20 protein-coding genes are annotated in these 21725 nt (G+C 63.8%); 6 read left to right on the plus strand and 14 right to left on the minus strand.

Annotation, left to right across the window (positions count from 1 at the left end):
* Window positions 1–28: 28 nt before the first annotated feature.
* Window positions 29–544 carry a dihydrofolate reductase gene (locus ACNQP3_RS27630; RefSeq protein ID WP_060493820.1) on the minus strand — a complete coding sequence of 172 codons (516 nt, stop codon included), beginning with the start codon at window positions 542–544 and terminating at the stop codon, window positions 29–31.
* A 54-nt stretch (window positions 545–598) separates the two neighbouring features.
* Here ACNQP3_RS27630 and ACNQP3_RS27635 point away from each other — a divergent pair, with 54 nt between their 5' ends.
* Together ACNQP3_RS27635 and ACNQP3_RS27640 are read left to right on the plus strand one after the other, a co-directional pair.
* Window positions 599–1990 (plus strand): DUF2868 domain-containing protein, encoded by a 1392-nt coding sequence (locus ACNQP3_RS27635; protein ID WP_081366133.1) that lies wholly within the window; start codon window positions 599–601, stop codon window positions 1988–1990.
* Entirely contained in the window at window positions 1983–3347 is a 1365-nt protein-coding gene (locus tag ACNQP3_RS27640; RefSeq protein WP_012274682.1) for a GTPase/DUF3482 domain-containing protein, read from the plus strand. The genes ACNQP3_RS27635 and ACNQP3_RS27640 overlap by 8 nt, the downstream gene beginning before the upstream one ends.
* 17 nt (window positions 3348–3364) lie before the next feature.
* Here ACNQP3_RS27640 and ACNQP3_RS27645 read toward each other — a convergent pair whose 3' ends face one another.
* The 6 genes from ACNQP3_RS27645 to ACNQP3_RS27670 all read right to left on the minus strand — a co-directional run bounded on the left by ACNQP3_RS27645 (window position 3365) and on the right by ACNQP3_RS27670 (window position 11182).
* Window positions 3365–3913, minus strand: a complete 549-nt coding sequence (locus ACNQP3_RS27645; protein WP_012274683.1) for a phosphonate degradation HD-domain oxygenase — start codon at window positions 3911–3913, stop codon at window positions 3365–3367.
* Window positions 3914–3987: 74 nt separating this feature from the next.
* A complete protein-coding gene (locus tag ACNQP3_RS27650; RefSeq protein ID WP_012274684.1) occupies window positions 3988–5013 on the minus strand; it encodes a putative 2-aminoethylphosphonate ABC transporter substrate-binding protein in 1026 nt (341 codons plus the stop codon).
* Window positions 5014–5031: 18 nt separating this feature from the next.
* Entirely contained in the window at window positions 5032–6756 is a 1725-nt protein-coding gene (locus tag ACNQP3_RS27655) for a putative 2-aminoethylphosphonate ABC transporter permease subunit (protein ID WP_060493817.1), read from the minus strand.
* Between the two features lies 1 nt (window position 6757).
* On the minus strand, window positions 6758–7816 hold the full coding sequence (locus ACNQP3_RS27660; protein WP_012274686.1) for a putative 2-aminoethylphosphonate ABC transporter ATP-binding protein: 1059 nt from the start codon (window positions 7814–7816) through the stop codon (window positions 6758–6760).
* 234 nt (window positions 7817–8050) lie between these two features.
* Window positions 8051–8920, minus strand: coding sequence for a LysR family transcriptional regulator (locus ACNQP3_RS27665; RefSeq protein ID WP_012274687.1), 870 nt, complete (start codon window positions 8918–8920; stop codon window positions 8051–8053).
* A 9-nt stretch (window positions 8921–8929) separates the two neighbouring features.
* Window positions 8930–11182, minus strand: coding sequence for a heavy metal translocating P-type ATPase (locus ACNQP3_RS27670; RefSeq protein WP_264316640.1), 2253 nt, complete (start codon window positions 11180–11182; stop codon window positions 8930–8932).
* 82 nt (window positions 11183–11264) lie between these two features.
* Between ACNQP3_RS27670 and cadR the strand changes: the two genes are divergently transcribed.
* On the plus strand, window positions 11265–11708 hold the full coding sequence (gene cadR / locus ACNQP3_RS27675) for a cadmium resistance transcriptional regulator CadR (RefSeq protein ID WP_012274689.1): 444 nt from the start codon (window positions 11265–11267) through the stop codon (window positions 11706–11708).
* 41 nt (window positions 11709–11749) lie between these two features.
* On the opposite strand, the gene ACNQP3_RS27680 is transcribed toward cadR, so the two are convergent.
* From ACNQP3_RS27680 to ACNQP3_RS27690, 3 genes are read right to left on the minus strand one after another with little or no spacing between them, the layout of a single operon-like run.
* A complete protein-coding gene (locus ACNQP3_RS27680; protein ID WP_264316641.1) occupies window positions 11750–12721 on the minus strand; it encodes a thymidylate synthase in 972 nt (323 codons plus the stop codon).
* A 51-nt stretch (window positions 12722–12772) separates the two neighbouring features.
* A complete protein-coding gene (gene lgt / locus ACNQP3_RS27685; protein WP_003249027.1) occupies window positions 12773–13579 on the minus strand; it encodes a prolipoprotein diacylglyceryl transferase in 807 nt (268 codons plus the stop codon).
* 16 nt (window positions 13580–13595) lie between these two features.
* On the minus strand, window positions 13596–14378 hold the full coding sequence (locus tag ACNQP3_RS27690; protein ID WP_264316642.1) for a sulfite exporter TauE/SafE family protein: 783 nt from the start codon (window positions 14376–14378) through the stop codon (window positions 13596–13598).
* Between the two features lie 129 nt (window positions 14379–14507).
* Between ACNQP3_RS27690 and ACNQP3_RS27695 the strand changes: the two genes are divergently transcribed.
* Complete coding sequence (locus tag ACNQP3_RS27695) at window positions 14508–15254, plus strand: NRDE family protein (protein WP_071984744.1); 747 nt, start codon at window positions 14508–14510, stop codon at window positions 15252–15254.
* A gap of 32 nt (window positions 15255–15286) precedes the next feature.
* Here the strand turns inward: ACNQP3_RS27695 and ptsP are convergent, their stop codons facing one another.
* Together ptsP and ACNQP3_RS27705 are read right to left on the minus strand one after the other, a co-directional pair.
* A complete protein-coding gene (ptsP, locus tag ACNQP3_RS27700; RefSeq protein WP_012274693.1) occupies window positions 15287–17566 on the minus strand; it encodes a phosphoenolpyruvate--protein phosphotransferase in 2280 nt (759 codons plus the stop codon).
* Window positions 17567–17588: 22 nt separating this feature from the next.
* A complete protein-coding gene (locus ACNQP3_RS27705; RefSeq protein WP_003249017.1) occupies window positions 17589–18068 on the minus strand; it encodes an RNA pyrophosphohydrolase in 480 nt (159 codons plus the stop codon).
* Between the two features lie 141 nt (window positions 18069–18209).
* On the opposite strand from ACNQP3_RS27705, the gene ACNQP3_RS27710 reads away from it, so the two are divergent.
* Complete coding sequence (locus tag ACNQP3_RS27710; protein WP_060514455.1) at window positions 18210–18866, plus strand: HAD family hydrolase; 657 nt, start codon at window positions 18210–18212, stop codon at window positions 18864–18866.
* A 72-nt stretch (window positions 18867–18938) separates the two neighbouring features.
* Here ACNQP3_RS27710 and ACNQP3_RS27715 read toward each other — a convergent pair whose 3' ends face one another.
* A complete protein-coding gene (locus ACNQP3_RS27715; RefSeq protein ID WP_012274695.1) occupies window positions 18939–19364 on the minus strand; it encodes a DUF2269 domain-containing protein in 426 nt (141 codons plus the stop codon).
* 38 nt (window positions 19365–19402) lie between these two features.
* Complete coding sequence (gene ilvA / locus ACNQP3_RS27720; RefSeq protein WP_060493812.1) at window positions 19403–20917, minus strand: threonine ammonia-lyase, biosynthetic; 1515 nt, start codon at window positions 20915–20917, stop codon at window positions 19403–19405.
* A gap of 133 nt (window positions 20918–21050) precedes the next feature.
* On the opposite strand from ilvA, the gene rpiA reads away from it, so the two are divergent.
* Window positions 21051–21725, plus strand: coding sequence for a ribose-5-phosphate isomerase RpiA (rpiA, locus tag ACNQP3_RS27725; protein WP_012274697.1), 675 nt, complete (start codon window positions 21051–21053; stop codon window positions 21723–21725).

Here is a 21725-nt window from a genome sequence, read left to right on the forward strand (position 1 = left end):
CCGGGGGCGCAACGCGCCCCCGGCAATTTCAAACCTTGTCCCAAACCTCGAAGTGATAAACCGGCTTGCCTTCCTCAGCCTGTGCCTCGCTCGACACCCGCTTCCACTGCCCCTGATCGAACTCCGGGAACCAGGCATCCCCTTCCGGCGCCATTTCCACCCGCGTCAGGTACATGCGGCTGACCAGCCCTTTCTCCAGCGCCTGGCCATACAACTGCGCCCCGCCAATCAGCATCAGTTCCTCAACGCCCTGCTCGCGCGCCCACTGTTCGGCCCGCACCAGCGCTTCTTCAAGCGAGGCGAACACCTCGGCACCCACCAGTTCAAGCCCAGCCTGGCGGCTGACCACGATATTCAACCGCCCAGGCAGCGGCCGGCCCAGCGAATCCCAGGTCTTGCGCCCCATGATGATCGGCTTGCCCAGGGTGGTGGCCTTGAAGTACCTGAAGTCCCCCGGCAAATGCCAGGGCATGGAGTTGTCGATGCCGATCACGCGGTTCTCGGCGTAAGCCGCGATCAGGCTGAGGGGGAGTGATGTATTCATGCCAGCGAGGATAGCACCGGGCGTGTGGGTTATGCTTCTGCCTTGACCTGTGCAATGGAAGACCTTGTGACTGCACCCACGCCACTGGACAAGCGCTGGCTCACCGAAGCGGTACGCCTGCGCGAGGAACACGCCGGCCTGCTGGATGACCAGGAAGCCAACCGCCATGCTCGCCAGCTCGGCGGCGACCTGGCGACGCGCATCGAAAATCGGGCGCTGTTTCTGGCCGAACGCGACGGCATGAGCGCCGCCCTGCGCCACTGGAAGCAAGGCGCGCGCCTGGCGCTGCTGGCCTTGCTGCTGATGGCCGTGCTCAGCGGTGCCGGCCTGGCATTGGCCGCCCTGGGCGACGGGCAGCGACCGGTTAACGTATTCTGGGCCTTGGGCAGCCTGCTTGGGCTGAACCTGTTGATGTTGCTGGGCTGGGCCATCGGTTTTGCCCTGAGCGGCGAACATGGCGCGGGGCTGGGCCGCTTGTGGCTGTGGTTGAGCGAACGCTTCGCCCGCGATGCCAAGGCCGCGCACCTGGCGCCGGCGTTGCTGGTGCTGCTGCAGCGCCAGCGCCTCAACCGCTGGCTGCTCGGCCTGTTGGTGCATGGCCTATGGCTGCTGGCGATGCTCACCGCCCTGGGCATGCTGCTGGCCTTGCTGGCCACCCGGCGCTACGGCTTTGTCTGGGAAACCACCCTGCTTGCCGCCGACCCGTTCATTCACCTGACCCAGGCGCTGGGCGCCCTGCCCTCGTTGCTGGGCTTCGCCGTGCCCGATGAGGCCATGATTCGCGCCAGCGGCGACAGCCAGCCTGCCCTGGAGCTGGCACGCCAGGCTTGGGCCAGTTGGCTGCTCGGCGTGGTGTTGGTGTATGGCCTGCTGCCGCGCCTGCTGCTGGCCGGGTTGTGCCTGTGGCGCTGGCGCCAGGGCCGCGAACGCCTGGCGCTGGACCTGAGCCTGCCCGGCTATGCGCAGTTGCGTGAAGCACTGATGCCGCGTAGCGAGCGAATCGGCGTACAGGACGCCGCCCCCGAAGCCTTGCCGCAATTTGCCGCAGGCCAGTTGGAAAGCGGTAGCAGCGGTGCCCTGCTGGTCGGCCTGGAGCTGGACGACCAGCGCCCCTGGCCACCCGCCCTGCCGAAAAACGTGATCGATGCCGGCGTGCTCGACAGCCGTGAATCGCGCAACCGCCTGCTCGAGCAACTCAGCCGCTTCCCCCCGGCACGCCTCGCCATTGCCTGCGACCCACGCCGCTCACCCGACCGCGGCAGCCTGGCGTTGCTTGCAGAACTGGCGCGCAATGCCGGCGCAACGCGCATCTGGCTGCTCCAGGCCGCCCCCGGCCAGGCCCTGGATGCTCAGCGCCTGGGCGACTGGCACGAAGCCCTCGACCGCCTTGGCCTGGCACACGCCGACACCTCGCCTTTGACCTGGCTGGAGCATGGCCATGACTGAGCCACTTAAACTGGCCGTGGTCGGCCACACCAACGTCGGCAAGACTTCGTTGCTGCGCACCCTGACCCGCGACGTGGGCTTTGGTGAGGTATCCCATCGCCCCAGCACCACTCGCCATGTCGAGGGTGCGCGGCTGTCGGTGGACGGCGAACCCTTGCTGGAGCTGTACGACACCCCAGGCCTGGAAGATGCCATCGCCCTGCTCGACTACCTCGAACGCTTGGAGCGCCCCGGCGAGCGTCTGGACGGCCCGGCCCGCCTGGAGCGTTTTCTGCAGGGCAGCGAAGCGCGCCAGCGTTTCGAGCAAGAAGCCAAAGTGCTGCGTCAACTGCAGGCCAGCAATGCCGGCCTGTATGTGATCGATGCGCGCGAGCCGGTGCTGGCCAAATACCGCGACGAACTGGAAGTACTCGCCAGCTGCGGCAAGCCGTTGCTGCCGGTGCTCAACTTCGTCGCCAGCCACCAGCACCGCGAGCCGCAATGGCGTGAAGCCCTTGCCCGGCTTGGCCTTCACGCGTTGGTGCGGTTCGACAGCGTGGCCCCGCCCGAGGATGGCGAGCGCCGTTTGTACGAGAGCCTTGCCCTACTGCTGGAGGACGCCCGCCCAGCCCTGCAGCGGCTGATCGACGACCAGCAAGCGCAACGCCTGGCCCGCCGGCACAGTGGCAAGCGGCTGATTGCCGAACTGCTGCTGGACTGCGCCGCCTGCCGGCGCAGCGTCGAAGCCGAACCGGCGGCCGAAGCCCGGGCGATGGAAGCCCTGCGTCAAGACATACGCCAACGTGAGCAGCGTTGCGTTGAAGCCTTGCTCAAGCTGTACGCATTCCGCCGCGAGGATGCCCATGCCAGCGACCTGCCGTTGCTCGATGGCCGCTGGGGCGATGACCTGTTCAACCCCGAAACCCTGAAGTTGCTGGGCGTGCGCCTGGGCAGCGGTGTGGCAGCGGGTGCGGCAGCGGGCGCTGGGGTGGATCTACTGGTCGGCGGCCTTACCTTGGGTGCGGCGGCGTTGGCAGGGGCGATTGCCGGCGGCGCGCTACAGACGGCGCGCAACTATGGTTCGCGGTTGATGGGCAAGCTCAAGGGCAAACGCGAGCTGACCGTGGACGATACCGTGTTGCGCTTGCTGGCTCTGCGTCAGCAGCAGTTGATGATGGCGCTGGAGAGCCGCGGGCATGCGGCACAGGACAGTATTCGTCTGGGTGAGGTGGATGAGAAAGCCTGGCGCGAGGGCAAGTTGCCGGAGGCACTGGTGAAAGCACGAGCGCACCCCCAGTGGTCCACGCTCAATCCTGGGGCGAAGTTGAACCAGGCTGAACGGCAAGAACAGCTTGAGGCGCTGGTTACTCAGATCTGAGTAACCAGGCCCATCTTTCAAAGGAGTGCCAGCGCCTTCTGCTTCAATCCCTCCAGATCAACCACTGGCATTCCAATTTCCTTGGCCATTTCATCCCATTCCCGCATCCGCAGGCTGACCTCGAACAGCGGATCCCGCTCGAACGCATCCGCCTCGGCCTCGCTCATCATGCCGCCCTGATACTCCAGGGTCCGCCTGCTCGCTTCACTCAACCGCTGGTAATACCCCGCTTGACGCAAAGTCAGGTAACGCTTGGCCTCCACGTGATACTGCACCAGCCGCGCCATGCGCTCGCCAAAACCACAACGGCGCAAATATTCGGCGCCGATGCGTTCATGGCTGACCACGCCGTAACCGCCCATGCTGGCGTCACCACCACACAGATGGCCGATGTCGTGGAAGAACGCCGCCAGCACCACTTCATCGTCGAAGCCTTCGGCCATGGCCAGTTGCGCGGCTTGGGACATGTGCTCGAGCTGGGTGATGGCTTCGCCGATGTAGTCGTCGCTGCCATGGCGCGCGTACAGGGCAAAGGTGCTATCGATGATCTGGGCTGGAGTAGGCATCGGTATCTAGTAGTCCTGGCTTGATAGCGGCGGTGACCTCTTCGCGGGCGTGCCCGCAAAGAGGCCGGTACAGGTTACTGCTGGGCCACCTTCTCCGACTTGCCGTCATAGCGCTTGCGCCATTCGGTCAGGATTTCATCCCGGTTTTTCGAAGCCCAGGCAAAGTCGTTCTTGATCAGGCGCTGCTCATAGTCTGCCGGCAACTCGGTCTGCGGCTTGGCAATGCCTGGCGCGGCCAGCACGGCGAAGTTTTCCTTGTACAGCTCCATGGCCGCCGGGCTTGCCGAGAAATCAGCCAGGCGCTTGGCCGCATTCGCCTTGGGCGAGCCCTTGATCACTGCAGTCGCCTCGATCTCCCAACCCAGGCCTTCCTTCGGCAGCACGATGTCCAGGGGGGCGCCCTGGCGCTTGAGCTGCACGGCCGGGTATTCGAACGAAATACCGATCGGGAACTCGCCTGCCGCTGCCAGCTTGCACGGTTTGGAGCCGGAATGAACGTACTGGCCGATGTTCTGGTGCAGCGCGTCCATGTAGGCCCAGCCTTGCGGTTCACCGAAGGTCTGCAACCAGGCACTCACGTCAAGGAAACCGGTGCCGGACGAGGCCGGGTTGGGCATGACGATCTTGCCCTTGTACTCGGGCTTGGTCAGGTCCTGCCAGCTAACCGGTTTGCTCAGGCCCTGCTTCTCGGCCTCGATGGTATTGAAGCAGATGGTCGCAGCCCACACATCCATGCCCACCCAAGCCGGTGGGTTGGCAGCGTCCCGGTAGTTGCCGGAGATCTTGCCCAGGTCTTTCGGTGCATAGGCTTCAAGCATGCCGTTCTGGTCGAGAATCGCCAGGCTGGACGCCGCCAGGCCCCAAACCGCGTCGGCTTGCGGGCGGTCTTTCTCGGCCAGCAGCTTGGCGGTGATGATGCCGGTGGAATCACGCACCCACTTTATCTCGATATCCGGGTTGGCTTTTTCGAAGGCTTGTTTGTAGCTCTTCAATTGCTCGGCTTCCAGCGCGGTGTAGACCGTCAGCTGGGTATTGGCGGCCGAAGCCTGCAGGCTGAACACGGCGCAAACAGCAGCGGCAAGTGCAAGGTGCTTGTACATGGGTAGGTTCCTTACAGGTCAGACGGTCGCGGCGCGTTGGCGCCAGGCTTGGGAGCGGCGCAGCAGGCCGCGTGAGGCTGCGGCCAGCAGCAGCGAAGCGCCGGCACTGGTCAGCAAAATCAGGGTGGACATGGCGGCGGCACCGCCAACGTTGCCGGCGTCGTCCATGTTCAGCACGGCAACGGCAGCCAGAATGGTGTCGGGGCTGTACAGGAAGATCGCCGCCGACACGGTGGTCATCGCCGAGACGAACAGGTAGCGGATGATGTCCAGCAACGCCGGCAGGCAGATTGGCACGGTCACCCGCAGGAAGTGCTTGTACAGCGGCGCCTTCAGCGACAACGCAGCGGCTTCGAACTCGCCGTCGAGCTGACGCAGGGCGGTGGTGGCGGTCATCTGCGCGGTGGTCAGGTAATGGGCGATGGTGCACACCACCAGCAGCCCCATGCCGCCGTACAGCACATGCAGCGGGTTGCCGTTGAGGTTGAAGAAGAAAACGTAGCCCAGGCCCAGCACCAGGCCCGGCACGGCCATGGGGATGAAGCTGAGCAGGCGCAGCGCCTGGTTGAGCAGGCGTTGCCCCTGGGTTTTCTCCATCAGGTAGGCACCGGTGAAGATCACGATGCTGCCGATCAGCGCGGTGCCGATGGCCATGGTCACGCTGTTGCGGTAGGCCAGCCAGCCGCCACCTGCGGTGTCGTCGAACAGGTAATGACGCAGTGACAACGAGAGGTTGTATGGCCAGAAGGTGACCAGCGAGGAATACACCGCCATACCGATCACCAGCAACAATGCCGCGCACACCAGCAGCACGATGGCCAGGAAGCAGGCATCGCGGCCACGCGATGGCTTGGGTACGAACACCTGGGCACGGCCGCTCATGGCCTCGCCCTGGCGCCGGCGCAGCCAGGCGTCGACGGTAAAGCTGAACAGCGCCGGCAACAGCAGCACCATGCCGATCAACGCGCCACGGCCAAACTGTTGCTGGCCGACCACCGCCTTGTAGGCTTCCAGTGCCAGCACCTGATAGTCGCCACCGACCACTACCGGCACACCGAAGTCGGTGATGGTCAGGGTGAATACCAGGCACAACGCCGCGAACACCGCCTGGCGTGTGGCCGGCCAGGTAATGCTGGTGAACGCCCGCCACGAGCCGGCACCCATGCTGGAAGCTGCATCGAACAGGCGAGCATCGGCCAGCGACAGCGCCGACAGCAGGATCATCAGCGCATGCGGGAAGGTGTAGATAGCCTCGCCCAGCACGATGCCCCAGAAACCGTAGATGTTGTCGCTGAGCAACCCGCGCAGCAGCCCCTGGTTGCCGAACAAGTAGACCAGGGCGATGGCCGGCAGCATCGACGGTGCCAACAGCGGCAGTAGCGAAATCCCCCGCCACAGGCCCTTGGCCGGAATCAGCGTGCGTTGCAGGGCATAGGCGAACAGGTAGGCCAGCGGCACCACGATGGCCGCAACCGTCAAGGCCACCGACAGGCTGTTGCCCAGCAACCAGTGGAAGTTGTCGCTGGCGAACAGTTCACGGGCCGCCAGCAATCCGCCGCCTTGGCCCGCTTCACCGCTGAAACCACGCCAGAAGATCGCCAGCAGCGGCATCAGCACGGCCAGCACCAACAGGATCAGCAGCAGGCTCTTGCCGCCGACGACGAACAACCGGTCACCCAGGGCGACGCCAGCACGCGGCGCGGCTTTGGCCTGGCCCAGTGGCAGGGACATTGGCGCGGCCATCTCAGGCAAACACCTGCAGGCTCTGCGGCGGCAGTGCCACCCAGATGTCCTGCGAACCCAGGCGCGGCATGGCTTCGGGGGCCAGTTCAGCCAGCAAGGCATGGCCTGGCAAGGCCTTGAGTTCAAAGCTCATGCGACAGCGGTTACCGAGGAAGGTGATTTCGCGAACCATGGCCGGGAACAGGTTTTCTTCGTGTACCACCGGGTTGACCGTGATCGCCTCTGGGCGGCAGAACAGCCGACCGCTGCTGGCCTGGGCCGAACCCGGCGCCAGGCGCATGTTCATGCCGCCAACCTGGGCATGGCTGTCGCTGCTGCGCTGAAACGGCAGCCAGTTACCTTGGCCGACGAACTCGGCGACGAACGGCGTGGCCGGCTGGTCGTAGATTTCCTGCGGGGTGGCGTACTGCTCGACCTGGCCGTTGTTCATTACCGCAATGCGGTCGGCCATCAACATGGCCTCGTCCTGGTTGTGGGTCACCATCAAGGTGGTGATGCCCAGCTGCCGTTGCAGCTGGCGCAGCTCGGTGCACAGGTGCTCGCGCACCCGCGCATCCAGCGCCGACATCGGCTCGTCGAGCAGCAACAAGGAAGGCGACGGTGCCAACGCGCGGGCCAGGGCCACACGTTGCTGCTGACCACCGGAAAGCTGGCCGGGGTACTTTTTCTCGCTGCCGGCAAGGCCCACCAGCTCGAGCATTTCGGCCACACGCTGACGGGCCTGCTCGCGGCCACTGCCGGTCAGGCCGTAGGCGATGTTGGCTTCGACGGTGAGGTTGGGAAACAGCGCGTAGGACTGGAACAGGATGCCGTAGTCACGGGCCTGGGGCGGCAGCTCGGAAATATCGCGTTCGCCGATGTACAGCGTACCGCGGTCCTGGCGCTCCAGGCCGGCAATGCAACGCAACAGCGTGGTCTTGCCGCAACCGGACGGGCCAAGCAGGCACACCAGCTCGCCGGCGGCGATGTCCAGCGAGACATCGTTCAGCGCCGTGAAGGCACCGAAGCGCTTGTGGATGTTGCGCACGGTCATTTGTGCGCCGGGGGTGGTGTGGTTCATGGCAGGGCCTCATCGAAGAGATGGGGGCCATGCTAGGAAGGCTGTGCGAAGGTTCTGTGGCGTTTGGGCAAAAGTCGATGATAGTGATATAGGCAGATTTTGTAGGAGCGGCCTTGTGTCGCGATGGGCTGCGCAGCAGCCCCGGCAATTCATGCGGCGGAGCTGAAACCCCGGGGCTGCTGCGCAGCCCATCGCGACACAAGGCCACTCCTACAGTGCCTGTGTACTCCTGAATCAGAAGTGTGAGCCAGCCACTTCCTGCGCCACCCCAAGAAAGGCAGCCGGCAAACGGGCCTGGCGACGCTCCTTCAGGCAATACAAATACTCATGCATCACCGGCGCATTCTCCAGCGCCAGCACCCGCAGCTCAGGGTTGTGCGGCACCTCATGGCGGGCAATCACGCTGATGCCGATGTTGCGCAGCACCGCCTCGCGAATCGACTCGCGGCTGCCGATTTCCAGCAAGGCGCCGGCCTTGACTCCGGCCTCCTGCATCATCTGTTCGGTTAGCTTGCGCGTGGTCGAGCCCTTCTCGCGCATCAGCAGGCAATGCCCGGCTACCCCCTCGATGGACACCGACTGGCGATGGGCCAATGGGTGGTTGCGGTGCACCGCCACCACCAGCGGATCAGTCCCCAGTACCCGCCGCACCAACCGCGCATCCTCCACCAGTTGCGAAGACGCGGCGATATCCACCCGGTAGTCTTCGAGCATTTCCAGCACCTGCTGCGAGTTGCCGATCTCCACCGCCACTTCTACCTGAGGCAGCCGTTCGCGGTAGATTTTCACCAGGTCAAGGATGTAGTAAGGCGCCGTGGCTGCGATGCGCAGGCTGCCCTGCGCCTGGCCGCTGTTGCGCAGCTCGAACTCGATGTCGGCCTCCTGCTGCAGCAGTGCCTTGACCATCGGCAACAGGCGCACGCCCTCCTCGCTCAGCACCAGGCGCCGACCGCCACGGTAGAACAGCTCCACGGCGTACTGGCCTTCCAGGTTGCGGATCTGCGTGGTTACCGTGGGCTGGCTGAGCCCAAGCTTCTTCGCCGCCAGGGTGATGCTGCCCAGACGGGCCACCATGTAAAAGGCTTTCAGCTCCGAACTCAGCATGCACGTCCTCTATTTGCGCAACAGGCGCAAGCCGTTGAACACCACCAGCAGGCTCACGCCCATGTCGGCGAACACCGCCATCCACATGGTCGCCATGCCAGCAAAGGTGATGGCCAGGAATATCGCCTTGATGCCCAACGCCAGAACGATGTTCTGCATGAGGATCGCCGCGCTTTGGCGCGACAGCCTGACGAAGGCCGGAATTTTCCGCAAGTCGTCGTCCATCAGCGCTACGTCGGCGGTCTCGATGGCGGTGTCGGTACCGGCGGCGGCCATGGCAAAACCGATCTCGGCGCGGGCCAGAGCTGGCGCGTCGTTGATACCATCACCGACCATGCCCACCCGGTGGCCTTCTGCGTACAAGGCCTCGATGGTTTTCAGCTTGTCGGCTGGCAGCAGGTTACCCTCGGCGCGGTCGATGCCCACCACAGCGGCGATGGCCTGGGCGGTATGCGGATTGTCACCGGTCAGCATGACAGTCTTGATACCCAGTTCATGCAGCTCGGCGATAGCCTGGCGGCTGCTGTCCTTCACGGTGTCGGCAACGGCAAACAGCGCCAATGGCCCGGAACGGTCGAGCAGCAGCACCACGGTCTTGCCCTGACGCTCCAGCGCATCCAGTTTGGCTTCCAGCGCTGGCGAGCACAGGCCCAGCTCTTCGACCAGGCGGTGGTTGCCCAAGTGGTAGACCTCACCGTCGATGGTGCCACGCACACCGCGCCCGGCCAGGGCGGCGAAGTCATCCACTTCACTTAGAGCCAGCCCTTGCGCCTTGCCGAACTGAGCGATAGCGCGGGACACCGGGTGGTCCGAGCGCTCGCCCAGGCTGGCGGCCAGGGCTTGAGCGCGGGCTTCGAACTGCGGCGCCAGCACTTCGGCGTCAGTCTGTACCGGTTTGCCGTGGGTGATGGTGCCGGTCTTGTCCAGGGCCAGGAAGTCCAGGTGGCGGCCGCCCTCCAGATAGACGCCGCCCTTGATCAGGATGCCTTTGCGCGCGGCAGCCGCCAGGCCGCTGACGATGGTCACCGGGGTCGAGATCACCAATGCGCAGGGGCACGCAACCACCAGCAATACCAGAGCACGGTAGACCCAGTCGAACCAGGCACCGGCCATGAACAACGGCGGGATCACCGCCACGGCCAGGGCAATGGCGAACACCACCGGGGTGTAGATGCGCGAAAAACGGTCGACGAAGCGCTGGGTAGGTGCCCGCGCGCCTTGTGCCTCCTCCACGGCCTTGATGATCCGCGCCAGGGTAGACTGCCCGGCAGCAGCGGTAACGCGGAACTCCAATGCTCCCGCCTGGTTGATGGTACCGGCGAACAGTTTGTCGCCCACTGCCTTCTCTACAGGCAGGCTTTCACCGGTGATCGGTGCCTGATCGACGCTGGACTGCCCACTGGTCACTTCACCGTCCAGGCTGATGCGTTCGCCGGGGCGCACCCGCACCAACGCACCGATGGCCACTTCACGCACGTCCAGCTCGCGCCACAGGCCATCGGCCTGCTGCACCGTGGCCATGTCCGGGGCCAACTGCATCAACCCGCCGATGGCATTGCGCGCACGGTCCAGCGAGCGCGCTTCGATCAGCTCGGCGACCGTGAACAGCACCATCACCATGGCTGCTTCCGGCCACTGGCCGATCAGCACCGCACCGGTCACGGCAATGCTCATCAAGGCATTGATGTTGAGGTTGCGGTTTTTCAGGGCGATCCAGCCCTTCTTGTAGGTACCCAGGCCGCAGCCGAGGATCGCCAACAGCGCCAGCCCCGCTACCACCCATTCCGGGGCCAGCGCAGCGAAGTGCACGATTTCGGCGGTAATCGCAGCAATACCCGACAGTGCCAGCGGCCACCAGCGGGTCTTGGCCGGTTGTGCCACGCTGGTGGTGCCGTCGTTCTCGGCAGCAATCGGCTCGGCCTTCATGCCCAGGCTGTCGATGGCCCGCTCGATTTCAGCCGTACCGTTCAAGGTATGGCGCACGCCAAGCACGCGGTTGATCAGGTTGAATTCCAACTGCTCGATTCCGGCCAGCTTGCCCAGTTTGTCCTGGATCAGCGTCTGCTCGGTGGGGCAGTCCATGGCGTCGATGCGAAAACGGCTGAGCTGCGCCTGGGCACTGGCCGTTTCGCTCAGTTGCACCAGCGATGGCGCGGCTTTGGAGCCGCAGCAGCTGTGGCCGTGGGCAGCATGGCCGTGGTCGTCATCGCCATGGGCGTGATCGTGCGAGTGCTTGTGGTCGTGGCTGACAGGCTGGTTCATGGGGTCATCCTTAAAGTGAGCCTGTTGCCAAGTGAACACCCTGTAGCCACTATAGGGTCAAGCCTATTGCTGGAGATTCGTGATGAAAATCGGAGAACTGGCCAAAGCCACCGACTGTGCGGTGGAAACCATTCGCTACTACGAGCGGGAAAACCTGCTGCCGGAGCCTGCGCGCAGTGACGGCAACTACCGGCTGTATACCCAGGCTCACGTCGAGCGGCTGACCTTCATCCGTAACTGCCGCACCCTGGACATGACCCTGGACGAAATTCGCAGCCTGCTACGCCTACGCGACAGCCCGGATGACTCGTGCGGCAGTGTCAACGCGCTGATCGACGAGCATATCGAGCATGTGCAGGCGCGTATCGACGGTTTGGTGGCGTTGCAGGAACAGCTGGTAGAGCTGCGGCGGCGCTGCAATGCGCAAGGGAGTGAGTGTGCGATTTTGCAGCGATTGGAGACGAACGGGGCGGTATCGGTGCCGGATACCGAGCATTCGCATGTGGGGCGCAGCCACGGGCATTGAGATCGCCGGGGGCGCTTTGCGCCCCCCGGCAATCTAGAAAATCACACCGCCATCGGCGCTGTCATCGGCGCATGGTGCTCATAACCTTCCAACCAGAAATCACTCGGTTCGATCTTCTCCAGCCACTCCGGCTCGTACTTACCCGTCTCGGCAAACGCCGGCACGCGGTCGCTGATCACCAGTTTCGGCGCCTCCAGCGGCTCGCGCTTGAGCTGCTCATGCAGCATGTCCAGGTGGTTTTCATACACATGGGCATCACCGATGAAGTAGGTGAACCAGCGCGGGGTGTAACCGGTCAGGCGGCCGAACAGCGACAGCAACGCCGCGCCTTCGGTGAGGTTGAACGGTGTGCCCAGGCCCAGGTCGTTGGAGCGGATGTAGAGGGTCAGGGAAATTTCCTTGGTCTCGACATTTGGGTGGAACTGGTACAGCAGGTGGCACGGCGGCAGGGCCATTTCGTCCAGCTGCGCGCAGTTCCAGCCGTGGAACAGGATGCGGCGGCTGCCCGGGTCGTTGGCGATGGTGTCCAGGCACTGGCGCACCTGGTCGATGGCCTTGTACAGGATGACGAAGGCGACGCCGTCCTCTTCGTCCTGGGCAATACGGCGGAAGCCTGCCTTTTCGGCCATTTCGATGGCGGCCGAGTTGCTCAGCGGGATGCGCTTGTAGCCTGGCCATTGGCGCCATTGCACGCCGTAGATCTCGCCCAGGTCGTCATGGCCCTGGCGGAACGGGTTGGCCAGCCACTGAGCGTTTTCGTTGGCGTTCTGGTCCCAGACCTTGCAGCCCAGCTCGCGGAATTCACCTGCGTTTTTCACGCCCCGCAGAAAACCGACCATTTCGCCGATTGCCGACTTGAACGCCAGTTTGCGCGTGGTGATGGCCGGAAAGCCCTTTTGCAGGTCGAAACGCAGCATGGCGCCCGGCAGTGTGATGGTGCGAATGCCGGTGCGGTTGCCCTGCATCGTGCCGTTTTCGATGACGTCGCGGACCAGGTCCAGATACTGTTTCATGGCTTACCTGTAGCAAAAACGGCAGGGGGATCGCCCCTGCCGTGGGATTAATCAGGCGGGTTTCGCCGTAGGCTTGCGATTATAAGCCCACCAGATCAGGCCAAGGCCAGCCAGGATCATCGGCACGCACAGAATCTGACCCATGGTCAGCCAGCCCCAGGCGATATAGCCCAGCTGGGCATCCGGCACCCGCACGAATTCGACGATGAAGCGGAAGATGCCGTAGAACAGCGCGAACATGCCCGATACCGCCATGGTCGGCCGCGGCTTGCGCGAGAACAGCCAGAGGATGACGAACAGTGCCACGCCCTCCAGGGCGAACTGGTACAGCTGCGACGGGTGGCGTGGCAGCTGGGCTGGGTCGCTGAACGGCGGGAAGATCATCGCCCATGGCACGTCGGTGGGTTTGCCCCACAGCTCGGCGTTGATGAAGTTGCCGATACGCCCGGCACCCAGGCCGATCGGCACCAGCGGGGCAACGAAGTCCATCAGTTCGAAGAACGACTTGTTGTTGCGCTTGCCGAACCACAAGGCCGCCAACATCACGCCGATGAAGCCACCGTGGAACGACATGCCGCCCTTCCACACCTCGAAGATCAGCGTCGGGTTGGCCAGGTAGGCGTGCAGGTCGTAGAACAGCACATAGCCCAGGCGCCCGCCGACAATCACACCCATCGACAGCCAGAACACCAGGTCGGAAAGCTTCTCGCGGCTCCAGGTGGGATCGAAGCGGTTCAGCCGGCGCGAGGCCAGCAGCCAGGCACCGCCGATGCCGATCAGGTACATCAGACCGTACCAATGGATTTTCAGCGGCCCGATGGCCAGGGCCACGGGGTCTATCTGCGGGTAAGGCAGCATGGAACTTCCTCTCGATTCAAATCAAAAAGCTGAGGCCGACACAGAACAGCAGCGCTGCGAACAGGCGTTTCAACAAACGGGGCGACAGCTTGTGCGCCAGACGCGCGCCAAAGCGGGCGAAAAACATGCTGGTCACGGCAATGCCGATCATCGCCGGCAGGTACACGTAGCCCAGGCTATGGGCCGGCAGGTGCTCTTCGTGCCACCCCAGCAGCATGAAGCTCAGGGCACTGGCCAGGGCGATCGGCAGGCCACAGGCCGAGGACGTGGCCACCGCCTGCTGCATCGGCAGGCTGCGCCAGGTCAGGAACGGCACGGTCAGCGAACCACCGCCGATGCCGAAGATGGCCGAAGCCCAGCCGATCATTCCACCGGCCCCAACCAATGCAGGTTTACCGGGGATGCCACGGCTGGCCTTGGGTTTGAGGCCCAGTGCCATCTGCGCGGCGATGACCAGGGCAAACACACCGATGATCTTTTGCAGCAACGGGCCTTGGATCAACGAGGCGGTCTTGGCACCGACGCCGGCCCCCAGCAGGATGCCGAGGGTCATCCAGGCGAAAATCGGCCATTGCACGGCACCCTTTCGGTGGTGCTCGAGCACAGCGTTGATCGAAGTGAATACGATGGTTGCCAGTGACGTGCCGACTGCCAGATGGGTCAACACCGAGGCATCGAAGCCCTGCAAGGTGAAGCTGAACACCAGCACCGGCACGATGATGATGCCACCGCCCACGCCGAACAGCCCGGCCAGCACACCAGCACAGGCGCCCAACAGCAGATAGAGCACGAATTCCATTCGGCGTCCCCGAGAAATCAATCCGGCATGGTAACGGAAGCCGGGCTCGGGGCTCTAGTGAACTCTGTGACAGGATGGATCGGCCATGCTGCTGTGGGTACAGTGGCAGAAAACACAGAGGCCCAACCGATGTGCCTGATCGTATTTGCCTGGCGGCCGGGGCACGCCCTGCCGCTGATCGTGGCGGCCAACCGCGACGAATTCTATGCCCGCCCCACCCAGCCCCTGGCAGCCTGGGACGATGCGCCCGGCGTACACGCCGGGCGAGACCTGGAAGCCGGTGGTACCTGGCTGGGCGTGGGCCCACAGGGGCGCTTTGCCGCGCTGACCAACATCCGCGACCCGGGCCAGGCGCTGGGGCCACGCTCGCGGGGTGAGCTGGTGGCGGCGTACCTGCAGGGTGAAATGGGTGTCGAGGCTTACCTGGGCCAGGTGGCCAGCCGAAGTGGGCAGTATTCGGGGTTCAACCTGCTGGTGGGTGATGGCCAGCAGCTGGGATATCTGAATGCTCGGGAAGCCACGCCGCGCCTGCTGCATGCCGGGGTGTACGGGTTATCCAATGCCGGGCTGGATACGCCATGGCCGAAGCTGGTGAAGGCACGTAGCGGGCTGGAGGGCCTGCTGGAAGCGCCCGAGCCGCATCGGTTGCTGGCGTTGCTGGCAGATAACGAGCCTGCGGCTGAGGGTGACCTACCCGAGACGGGCGTGGGAGTAGCGACCGAGAAGTTGCTGTCGAGTGTGTTTATTGCCAGCCAGAATTATGGGACGCGGGCAAGTACGGTGCTGATTGTGGATGATCAGGGCAAAAGACGACTGGTTGAGCGCAGCTTCGGGCCTTTTGGTGGGCACTTGGGGGAAGTTGAGCTTACGGTCTGAGGGCCATGGGGCCGCAAGGCGGCCCCCGAATTTCACAGGGTTTTATTGGCCCCAGGCCCAATCATCCGCGCCAACCCAAGGTTCTTCAGTGCCAACTGCAGCGAGCTGTGGATAACCTGCGGGTTGTCATGGCTCAGGGCCTCGGCCAGCAGTTCCGTGGCCTTGCTCATGTTCACCTGACGCAGCATCCACTTCACCTTCGGCAGGTTGGTGGCGTTCATCGACAGGCTGTCGAAGCCCATGGCCATCAACAGTATCGCCGCCGCTGGGTCACCGGCCATCTCACCACAGATGCTCACTGGCTTGCCTTCGCCATGGGCGTCGCGCACAACCGTGTTCAACGCCTGCAGCACCGCCGGGTGCAGGTAGTCGTAAAGGTCGGCGACCCTCGGGTTGTTGCGGTCAACCGCCAGCAGGTACTGGGTCAGGTCGTTGGAACCGACCGACAGGAAGTCCACCTGCCGCGCCAGCTCCTTGGTCTGGTACACCGCTGCCGGGATTTCCACCATCACACCCACCGGCGGCATCGGCACGTCGGTGCCTTCGTCACGCACTTCGCCCCAGGCGCGGTGAATCAGGTGCAGCGCCTCTTCCAGCTCGTGAATGCCGGAAATCATCGGTAGCAGGATGCGCAGGTTGTTCAGGCCCTCGCTGGCCTTGAGCATGGCGCGGGTTTGTACCAGGAAGATTTCCGGGTGGTCGAGGGTGACGCGGATGCCGCGCCAACCCAGGAAGGGGTTTTCTTCCTTGATCGGGAAGTACGACAGCGCCTTGTCACCCCCAATGTCGAGGGTACGCATGGTCACCGGCAGCGGGTGGAAGGCCGCCAGTTGCTCACGGTAAATGGCCAGCTGCTCTTTCTCGCTGGGGAAGCGCTGGTTGATCATGAACGGCACTTCAGTGCGGTACAGGCCGACCCCTTCGGCGCCGCGTTGCTGTGCACGGGCCACGTCGGCGAGCAGGCCAGTGTTGACCCACAGCGGCATGCGATGGCCATCGGGGGTAACGCATGGCAGTTCGCGCAGGGCATCCAGGCCCTGGGCCAGCTGACGCTCTTCCTCGACCACTTCGCTGTACTGCTTGCGCAGCACTTCGCTGGGGTTGGTGAACACCTCGCCCTTGTAACCGTCGACGATCAGTTCAATGCCATCGACTTTGGAGTACGGCAGGTCCACCAGGCCCATGACCGTGGGAATGCCCATGGCGCGAGCGAGGATGGCAACGTGAGAGTTGCCCGAACCCAGCACCGAGACCAGGCCTACCAGCTTGCCTTCCGGCACTTCACCGAGCATGGCCGGCGTCAGCTCTTCACTGACCAGGATGGTGTTGTCGGCATACACCAGCGATTGCGAGCGGGCTTCCTGCAGGTAGGCCAGCAGGCGCCGGCCAAGGTCCTTGACGTCGGAGGCGCGCTCGCGCAGGTAGTCATCGTCCATCAGCTCGAAGCGGTTGACGTGCTCGCCAACCACCTGGCGCAGCGCGCCCTGAGCCCATTGGCCGGTCTTGATGACCTCGGTCACCTCACCGCCCAGGGCTGCGTCTTCAAGCATCATCAGGTACACATCGAACAGCGCGCGCTCTTCCGGGCGCAGCTGGGTGGCCAGCTTGGCCGACAGCTTGCGCATGTCGTCGCGCACGCCTTCAAGGGCGTTCTGGAACAGCTTCAGTTCAGCGTCGATGTCATCGACAGTCTTGTCCGGCACCACTTCCAGGTCGGCCGGCGGCAACATCACCACCGCGCGCCCCACGGCAGCGCCAGGCGAGCCAGGCACACCCACGAAGCGCGCTTCCTGAATACCCTTGCCCTGGCGACCCAGGCCACGGATCGAGCCCGTGGCTTCGGCATGGGCGATTACCCCGGCGAGCTGGGCGCTCATGGTGACCAGGAAGGCTTCCTCGCCCTCGTCGAACTGGCGGCGCTCCTTTTGCTGAATGACCAATACCCCGACCACACGGCGGTGGTGGATGATCGGTGCACCCAGGAAGGAGGCGAATTTCTCTTCGCCGGTTTCGGCAAAGTAGCGATAACGCGGGTGGTCGGCGGCGTTTTCCAGGTTCAGCGGCTCTTCCCGGGTACCCACCAGGCCAACCAGGCCTTCGTTGGGGGCCATGCTGACCTTGCCGATGGAGCGCTTGTTCAGGCCTTCGGTAGCCATCAGCACGAAGCGGTTGGTTTCCGGGTCGAGCAGGTAGACCGAGCAGACTTGGCTGCCCATGGCTTCCTTGACGCGCAAGACAATGATCCCCAACGCCGACTTGAGATCTTTGGCGGAGTTTACTTCCTGGACGATCTTGCGCAGCGTATTGAGCATGGCTCGGGGTCGAACTCCGTCGTCAGTCGCGCGTCAGTAGACGCGGTGCTAGCTCTTTCAGGGCGCGTCGGTACACCTCGCGCTTGAATGTCACAACCTGGCCCAGCGGATACCAATAGCTCACCCAGCGCCAGCCGTCGAATTCCGGCTTGCCGGTCAGGTCCATCCGCACCCGTTGTTCGTTGCTGACCAGGCGCAGCAGGAACCACTTCTGCTTCTGGCCGATGCACAGCGGCTGGCTGTGGGTACGTACCAGTCGCTGCGGTAAACGATAACGCAACCAGCCACGGGTGCAGGCAAGAATTTCCACATCGTCGCGTTCAAGGCCAACTTCTTCGTTCAGCTCGCGGTACAGGGCATCTTCAGGCGTCTCGTCAGGGTTGATACCACCCTGGGGGAACTGCCAGGCATCCTGGTTGATCCGTCGAGCCCATAGCACCTGCCCGGCATCATTCGTAAGAATGATCCCGACATTGGGGCGAAAACCATCCGGGTCGATCACGGCAGCAACCTCGCAAACGCATGTCCCCGCATTGTTCCACAAAGCTTGCGAGCGCAGCAACGCGCCCGCCAAGCTTATGTGCAGCAGCGTGAAAACTCCGTATTCTGCGGGCCTACCCTGTGGCTGATGCGAGTGACCGCGATGCGCCTGGCTTTATTCGACCTGGACAATACCCTCCTCGGTGGCGACAGCGACCATGCCTGGGGTGACTACCTTTGCGAGCGTGGCATCCTCGACCCACTCGCCTACAAGCAACGCAACGATGGTTTCTACCAGGACTACCTCAACGGCACCCTGGACCTGCAGGCCTACCTGGCCTTTTCCATGGAGATCCTGGCGGCAACGCCCGTGGCCCAGCTCGACGAATGGCACCGCGACTTCATGCGCGACTGCATCGAACCGATCATCCTGCCCAAGGCCCTGGCCCTGCTGCAGCAGCACCGCGAGGCGGGCGACCAGTTGGTGATCATTACCGCTACCAACCGCTTCGTCACCGCGCCAATTGCACGGCGTCTTGGCATTCGCGTGCTGCTGGCAACCGAGTGCGAGATGCGCGACGGTCGCTATACCGGGCGTAGTACCGATATACCGTGTTTCCGTGAAGGCAAGGTGACGCGGCTGGACCGCTGGATGCTGGAGAACGGCTTTGATCTCGAGGACAGCTACTTCTATAGCGACTCGATGAATGACCTGCCGCTATTGCAGCGGGTGACGCATGCGGTGGCGGTGGACCCGGACCCGAACTTGCGGGCCGAGGCCGAGAAGCGCGGGTGGCCGGTGGTTTCGCTGAGGGATTGAGATTACAGGGATTCGCGCTCCCCTGTGGGATCGGCCTTGCGTCGCGATGGAGGGCGAAGCCCTCCTCTGGCCTCAAACTGGCTTGGCACCCATCAGCCCGGCAATGGACAGGAAGCACACCCCGCTGAACACCGCCAGCGCCAGGGTAAACCGCAGCCCTACCACTTCGGCCTTGCGCAGCCGGTTCAGCCGTACCAGCAGCCACCACACGGCAAACGCGCCAAAGGTATAGATGACGCTGGACGCCAGCACCCAGGTCTGCCCCAGCGGCCAGCCCACCAGATGCACCAGCCACCAACCGGTAAGCGGCATGCTCACCAGGCACAGGCCCATCACCAGCCAGACAAATACCAACGGCCGGCGCAGCAGCTTTGCATAAGCCTCGGCATCACCCTGACGGCGGGCGCGAACGGTCCAGGCCGCCAAGCCCAAGGCGCCCAAAAGCAGCAGTGCGGTGGCAATGATGTGCAAGGTCTTGAGGGTGGTCAGGTGTTCCATGTCTTCACATCCTTGAGCGATAAGCCAAGCTTAGCCGCTCAGCCCAGGAACAGCTTGTAAGCGGGGTTTTCGGTCTCGTCCCAGTACGGGTAGCCGATCTTGGCCAGCGCCGCCGGTACCAGGTGACGCTCATCCTCCGGCACCTGCAGGCCTGCCACCACACGCCCGTCAGCTGCGCCATGGTTGCGGTAGTGGAACATCGAGATGTTCCAGCGCCCGCCCAACTTGTTGAGGAAGTTGAACAGCGCCCCTGGCCGCTCGGGGAACTCGAAGCGCAGTACCATTTCGTCACTGGCACCGGCCGAATGGCCACCCACCATATGGCGGATATGCAACTTGGCAAGCTCGTTGTCGGTCAGGTCGGTAACTGGGAAGCCCTGCTCGGTCAGTTGCTGCACCAGCGCTGCACGCGGGTCGTTTTCCGGGTGGGTCTGCACGCCCACGAAGATATGCGCTTCGTCCGAGGTGTGCTTGCGGTAGTTGAACTCGGTGATCTGGCGCTTGCCAATGGCCTCGCAGAAGGCCTTGAAGCTGCCCGGTCGCTCGGGAATGGTCACGGCGATGATCGCCTCACGCTTTTCACCCAACTCGGCACGCTCGGCCACATGGCGCAGGCGGTCGAAGTTGACGTTGGCACCAGAGTCGATAGCCACCAGCGTCTGCCCGGTCACGCCATACAGCTCGACGTACTTCTTGATGCCCGCAACGCCCAAGGCGCCGGCAGGTTCGGTGATCGAGCGGGTATCGTCGTAGATATCCTTGATTGCTGCGCAAATCTCGTCTGTGCTGACGGTGACGACTTCGTCCACATGGTGGCGGCAGATATCGAAGGTGTGCTGGCCAATCTGGGCCACCGCCACACCGTCGGCGAACAGCCCGACCTGCGGCAGCACCACGCGCTCACCGGCGGCCATGGCCGCCTGTAGGCAGTTGGAGTCGTCCGGCTCGACGCCGATTACCTTGATTTCCGGGCGCAGGTACTTCACGTAGGCGGCAATACCGGCGATCAGGCCACCGCCACCCACCGGCACGAAGATCGCGCCCAGCTGGCCAGGGTGCTGGCGCAGGATTTCCATGGCCACGGTGCCCTGACCGGCGATGGTGTGCGGGTCGTCGTAAGGGTGAACATAGACAAAGCCCTTTTCGTCGACCAGTTTCAGCGAATAGGCCAGCGCCTCGGGGAACGAGTCGCCATGCAACACCACCTTGCCGCCCCGTGAGCGCACGCCCTCGACCTTGATTTCCGGGGTGGTCTTGGGCATCACGATGGTGGCCTTGATGCCCATTTCGCGCGCAGCCAGGGCCAGGCCCTGGGCGTGGTTGCCGGCCGAGGCGGTGACCACGCCACGGGCCAGTTCCTCTGGGCTCAGCTGGGCCAGCTTGTTGTACGCCCCGCGGATCTTGAACGAGAACACCGGCTGCAGGTCTTCGCGCTTGAGCAAAATCTGGTTGCCCAGCCGCTTGCTCAGTTGCCCGGCGCTCTGCAACGGGGTTTCGACGGCAACGTCATAGACGCGCGAGGTGAGGATCTTCTTGACGTACTGTTCGAGCATCGGGAATGCATCACTGGGCCGCGGGACAAGGGCTGGAAGTCTACCCCAGCGCTACGTCGGGCGACCACAGCAAAGCCGTGCGAGCCGTTATACTAGGCAACTTTGAAACCGCCCTGCCCCTTTCGGAGCCCGCATGACCCAGGACCAACTCAAACAGGCCGTCGCCCAGGCCGCTGTCGACTTCATTCTGCCCAAGCTGGATGAAAAGAGCGTTGTCGGCGTCGGTACCGGTTCGACCGCCAACTTCTTCATCGACGCCCTGGCTCAGCACAAGACCGCCTTCGACGGCGCAGTCGCCAGCTCCGAAGCCACTGCCCAGCGCCTGAAGGGCCATGGCATCCCGGTGTACGAGCTGAACAGCGTCAGCGAGCTTGAGTTCTACGTGGACGGCGCCGACGAAAGCGACGCGCACCTGAACCTGATCAAGGGCGGCGGCGCAGCCCTGACCCGCGAGAAGATCGTCGCGGCCGTAGCCAAGACCTTCATCTGCATCGCCGACGGCAGCAAGCTGGTGCCCGTGCTGGGCGCCTTCCCGCTGCCGGTTGAAGTGATCCCGATGGCCCGCAGCCACGTGGCGCGCCAGCTGGTCAAGCTGGGCGGCGACCCGGTGTACCGCGAAGGCGTGGTCACCGACAACGGCAACGTGATCCTCGACGTGCACAACCTGCAGATCACCAACCCGGTGGAGCTGGAAGCGCAGATCAACGCCATCGTTGGCGTGGTCACCAACGGCCTGTTCGCGGCGCGACCGGCGGACCTGCTGCTGCTCGGTACCTCTGAAGGTGTGAAGAGCCTGAAGGCCGAGTAA

Origin of the sequence: Pseudomonas sp. LFS074 (assembly GCF_047978165.1) — a bacterium.
GTDB lineage: Bacteria > Pseudomonadota > Gammaproteobacteria > Pseudomonadales > Pseudomonadaceae > Aquipseudomonas > Aquipseudomonas putida_P.

Excerpts from the sequence above, each read along its gene's own strand:
- ACNQP3_RS27630 (WP_060493820.1), bottom strand. The coding sequence starts at position 544 with ATGAATACATCACTCCCCCTCAGCCTGATCGCGGCTTACGCCGAGAAC.
- ACNQP3_RS27635 (WP_081366133.1), top strand. The coding sequence starts at position 599 with ATGGAAGACCTTGTGACTGCACCCACGCCACTGGACAAGCGCTGGCTC.
- ACNQP3_RS27640 (WP_012274682.1), top strand. The coding sequence starts at position 1,983 with ATGACTGAGCCACTTAAACTGGCCGTGGTCGGCCACACCAACGTCGGC.
- ACNQP3_RS27645 (WP_012274683.1), bottom strand. The coding sequence starts at position 3,913 with ATGCCTACTCCAGCCCAGATCATCGATAGCACCTTTGCCCTGTACGCG.
- ACNQP3_RS27650 (WP_012274684.1), bottom strand. The coding sequence starts at position 5,013 with ATGTACAAGCACCTTGCACTTGCCGCTGCTGTTTGCGCCGTGTTCAGC.
- ACNQP3_RS27655 (WP_060493817.1), bottom strand. The coding sequence starts at position 6,756 with ATGGCCGCGCCAATGTCCCTGCCACTGGGCCAGGCCAAAGCCGCGCCG.
- ACNQP3_RS27660 (WP_012274686.1), bottom strand. The coding sequence starts at position 7,816 with ATGAACCACACCACCCCCGGCGCACAAATGACCGTGCGCAACATCCAC.
- ACNQP3_RS27665 (WP_012274687.1), bottom strand. The coding sequence starts at position 8,920 with ATGCTGAGTTCGGAGCTGAAAGCCTTTTACATGGTGGCCCGTCTGGGC.
- ACNQP3_RS27670 (WP_264316640.1), bottom strand. The coding sequence starts at position 11,182 with ATGAACCAGCCTGTCAGCCACGACCACAAGCACTCGCACGATCACGCC.
- cadR (WP_012274689.1), top strand. The coding sequence starts at position 11,265 with ATGAAAATCGGAGAACTGGCCAAAGCCACCGACTGTGCGGTGGAAACC.
- ACNQP3_RS27680 (WP_264316641.1), bottom strand. The coding sequence starts at position 12,721 with ATGAAACAGTATCTGGACCTGGTCCGCGACGTCATCGAAAACGGCACG.
- lgt (WP_003249027.1), bottom strand. The coding sequence starts at position 13,579 with ATGCTGCCTTACCCGCAGATAGACCCCGTGGCCCTGGCCATCGGGCCG.
- ACNQP3_RS27690 (WP_264316642.1), bottom strand. The coding sequence starts at position 14,378 with ATGGAATTCGTGCTCTATCTGCTGTTGGGCGCCTGTGCTGGTGTGCTG.
- ACNQP3_RS27695 (WP_071984744.1), top strand. The coding sequence starts at position 14,508 with ATGTGCCTGATCGTATTTGCCTGGCGGCCGGGGCACGCCCTGCCGCTG.
- ptsP (WP_012274693.1), bottom strand. The coding sequence starts at position 17,566 with ATGCTCAATACGCTGCGCAAGATCGTCCAGGAAGTAAACTCCGCCAAA.
- ACNQP3_RS27710 (WP_060514455.1), top strand. The coding sequence starts at position 18,210 with ATGCGCCTGGCTTTATTCGACCTGGACAATACCCTCCTCGGTGGCGAC.
- ACNQP3_RS27715 (WP_012274695.1), bottom strand. The coding sequence starts at position 19,364 with ATGGAACACCTGACCACCCTCAAGACCTTGCACATCATTGCCACCGCA.
- ilvA (WP_060493812.1), bottom strand. The coding sequence starts at position 20,917 with ATGCTCGAACAGTACGTCAAGAAGATCCTCACCTCGCGCGTCTATGAC.
- rpiA (WP_012274697.1), top strand. The coding sequence starts at position 21,051 with ATGACCCAGGACCAACTCAAACAGGCCGTCGCCCAGGCCGCTGTCGAC.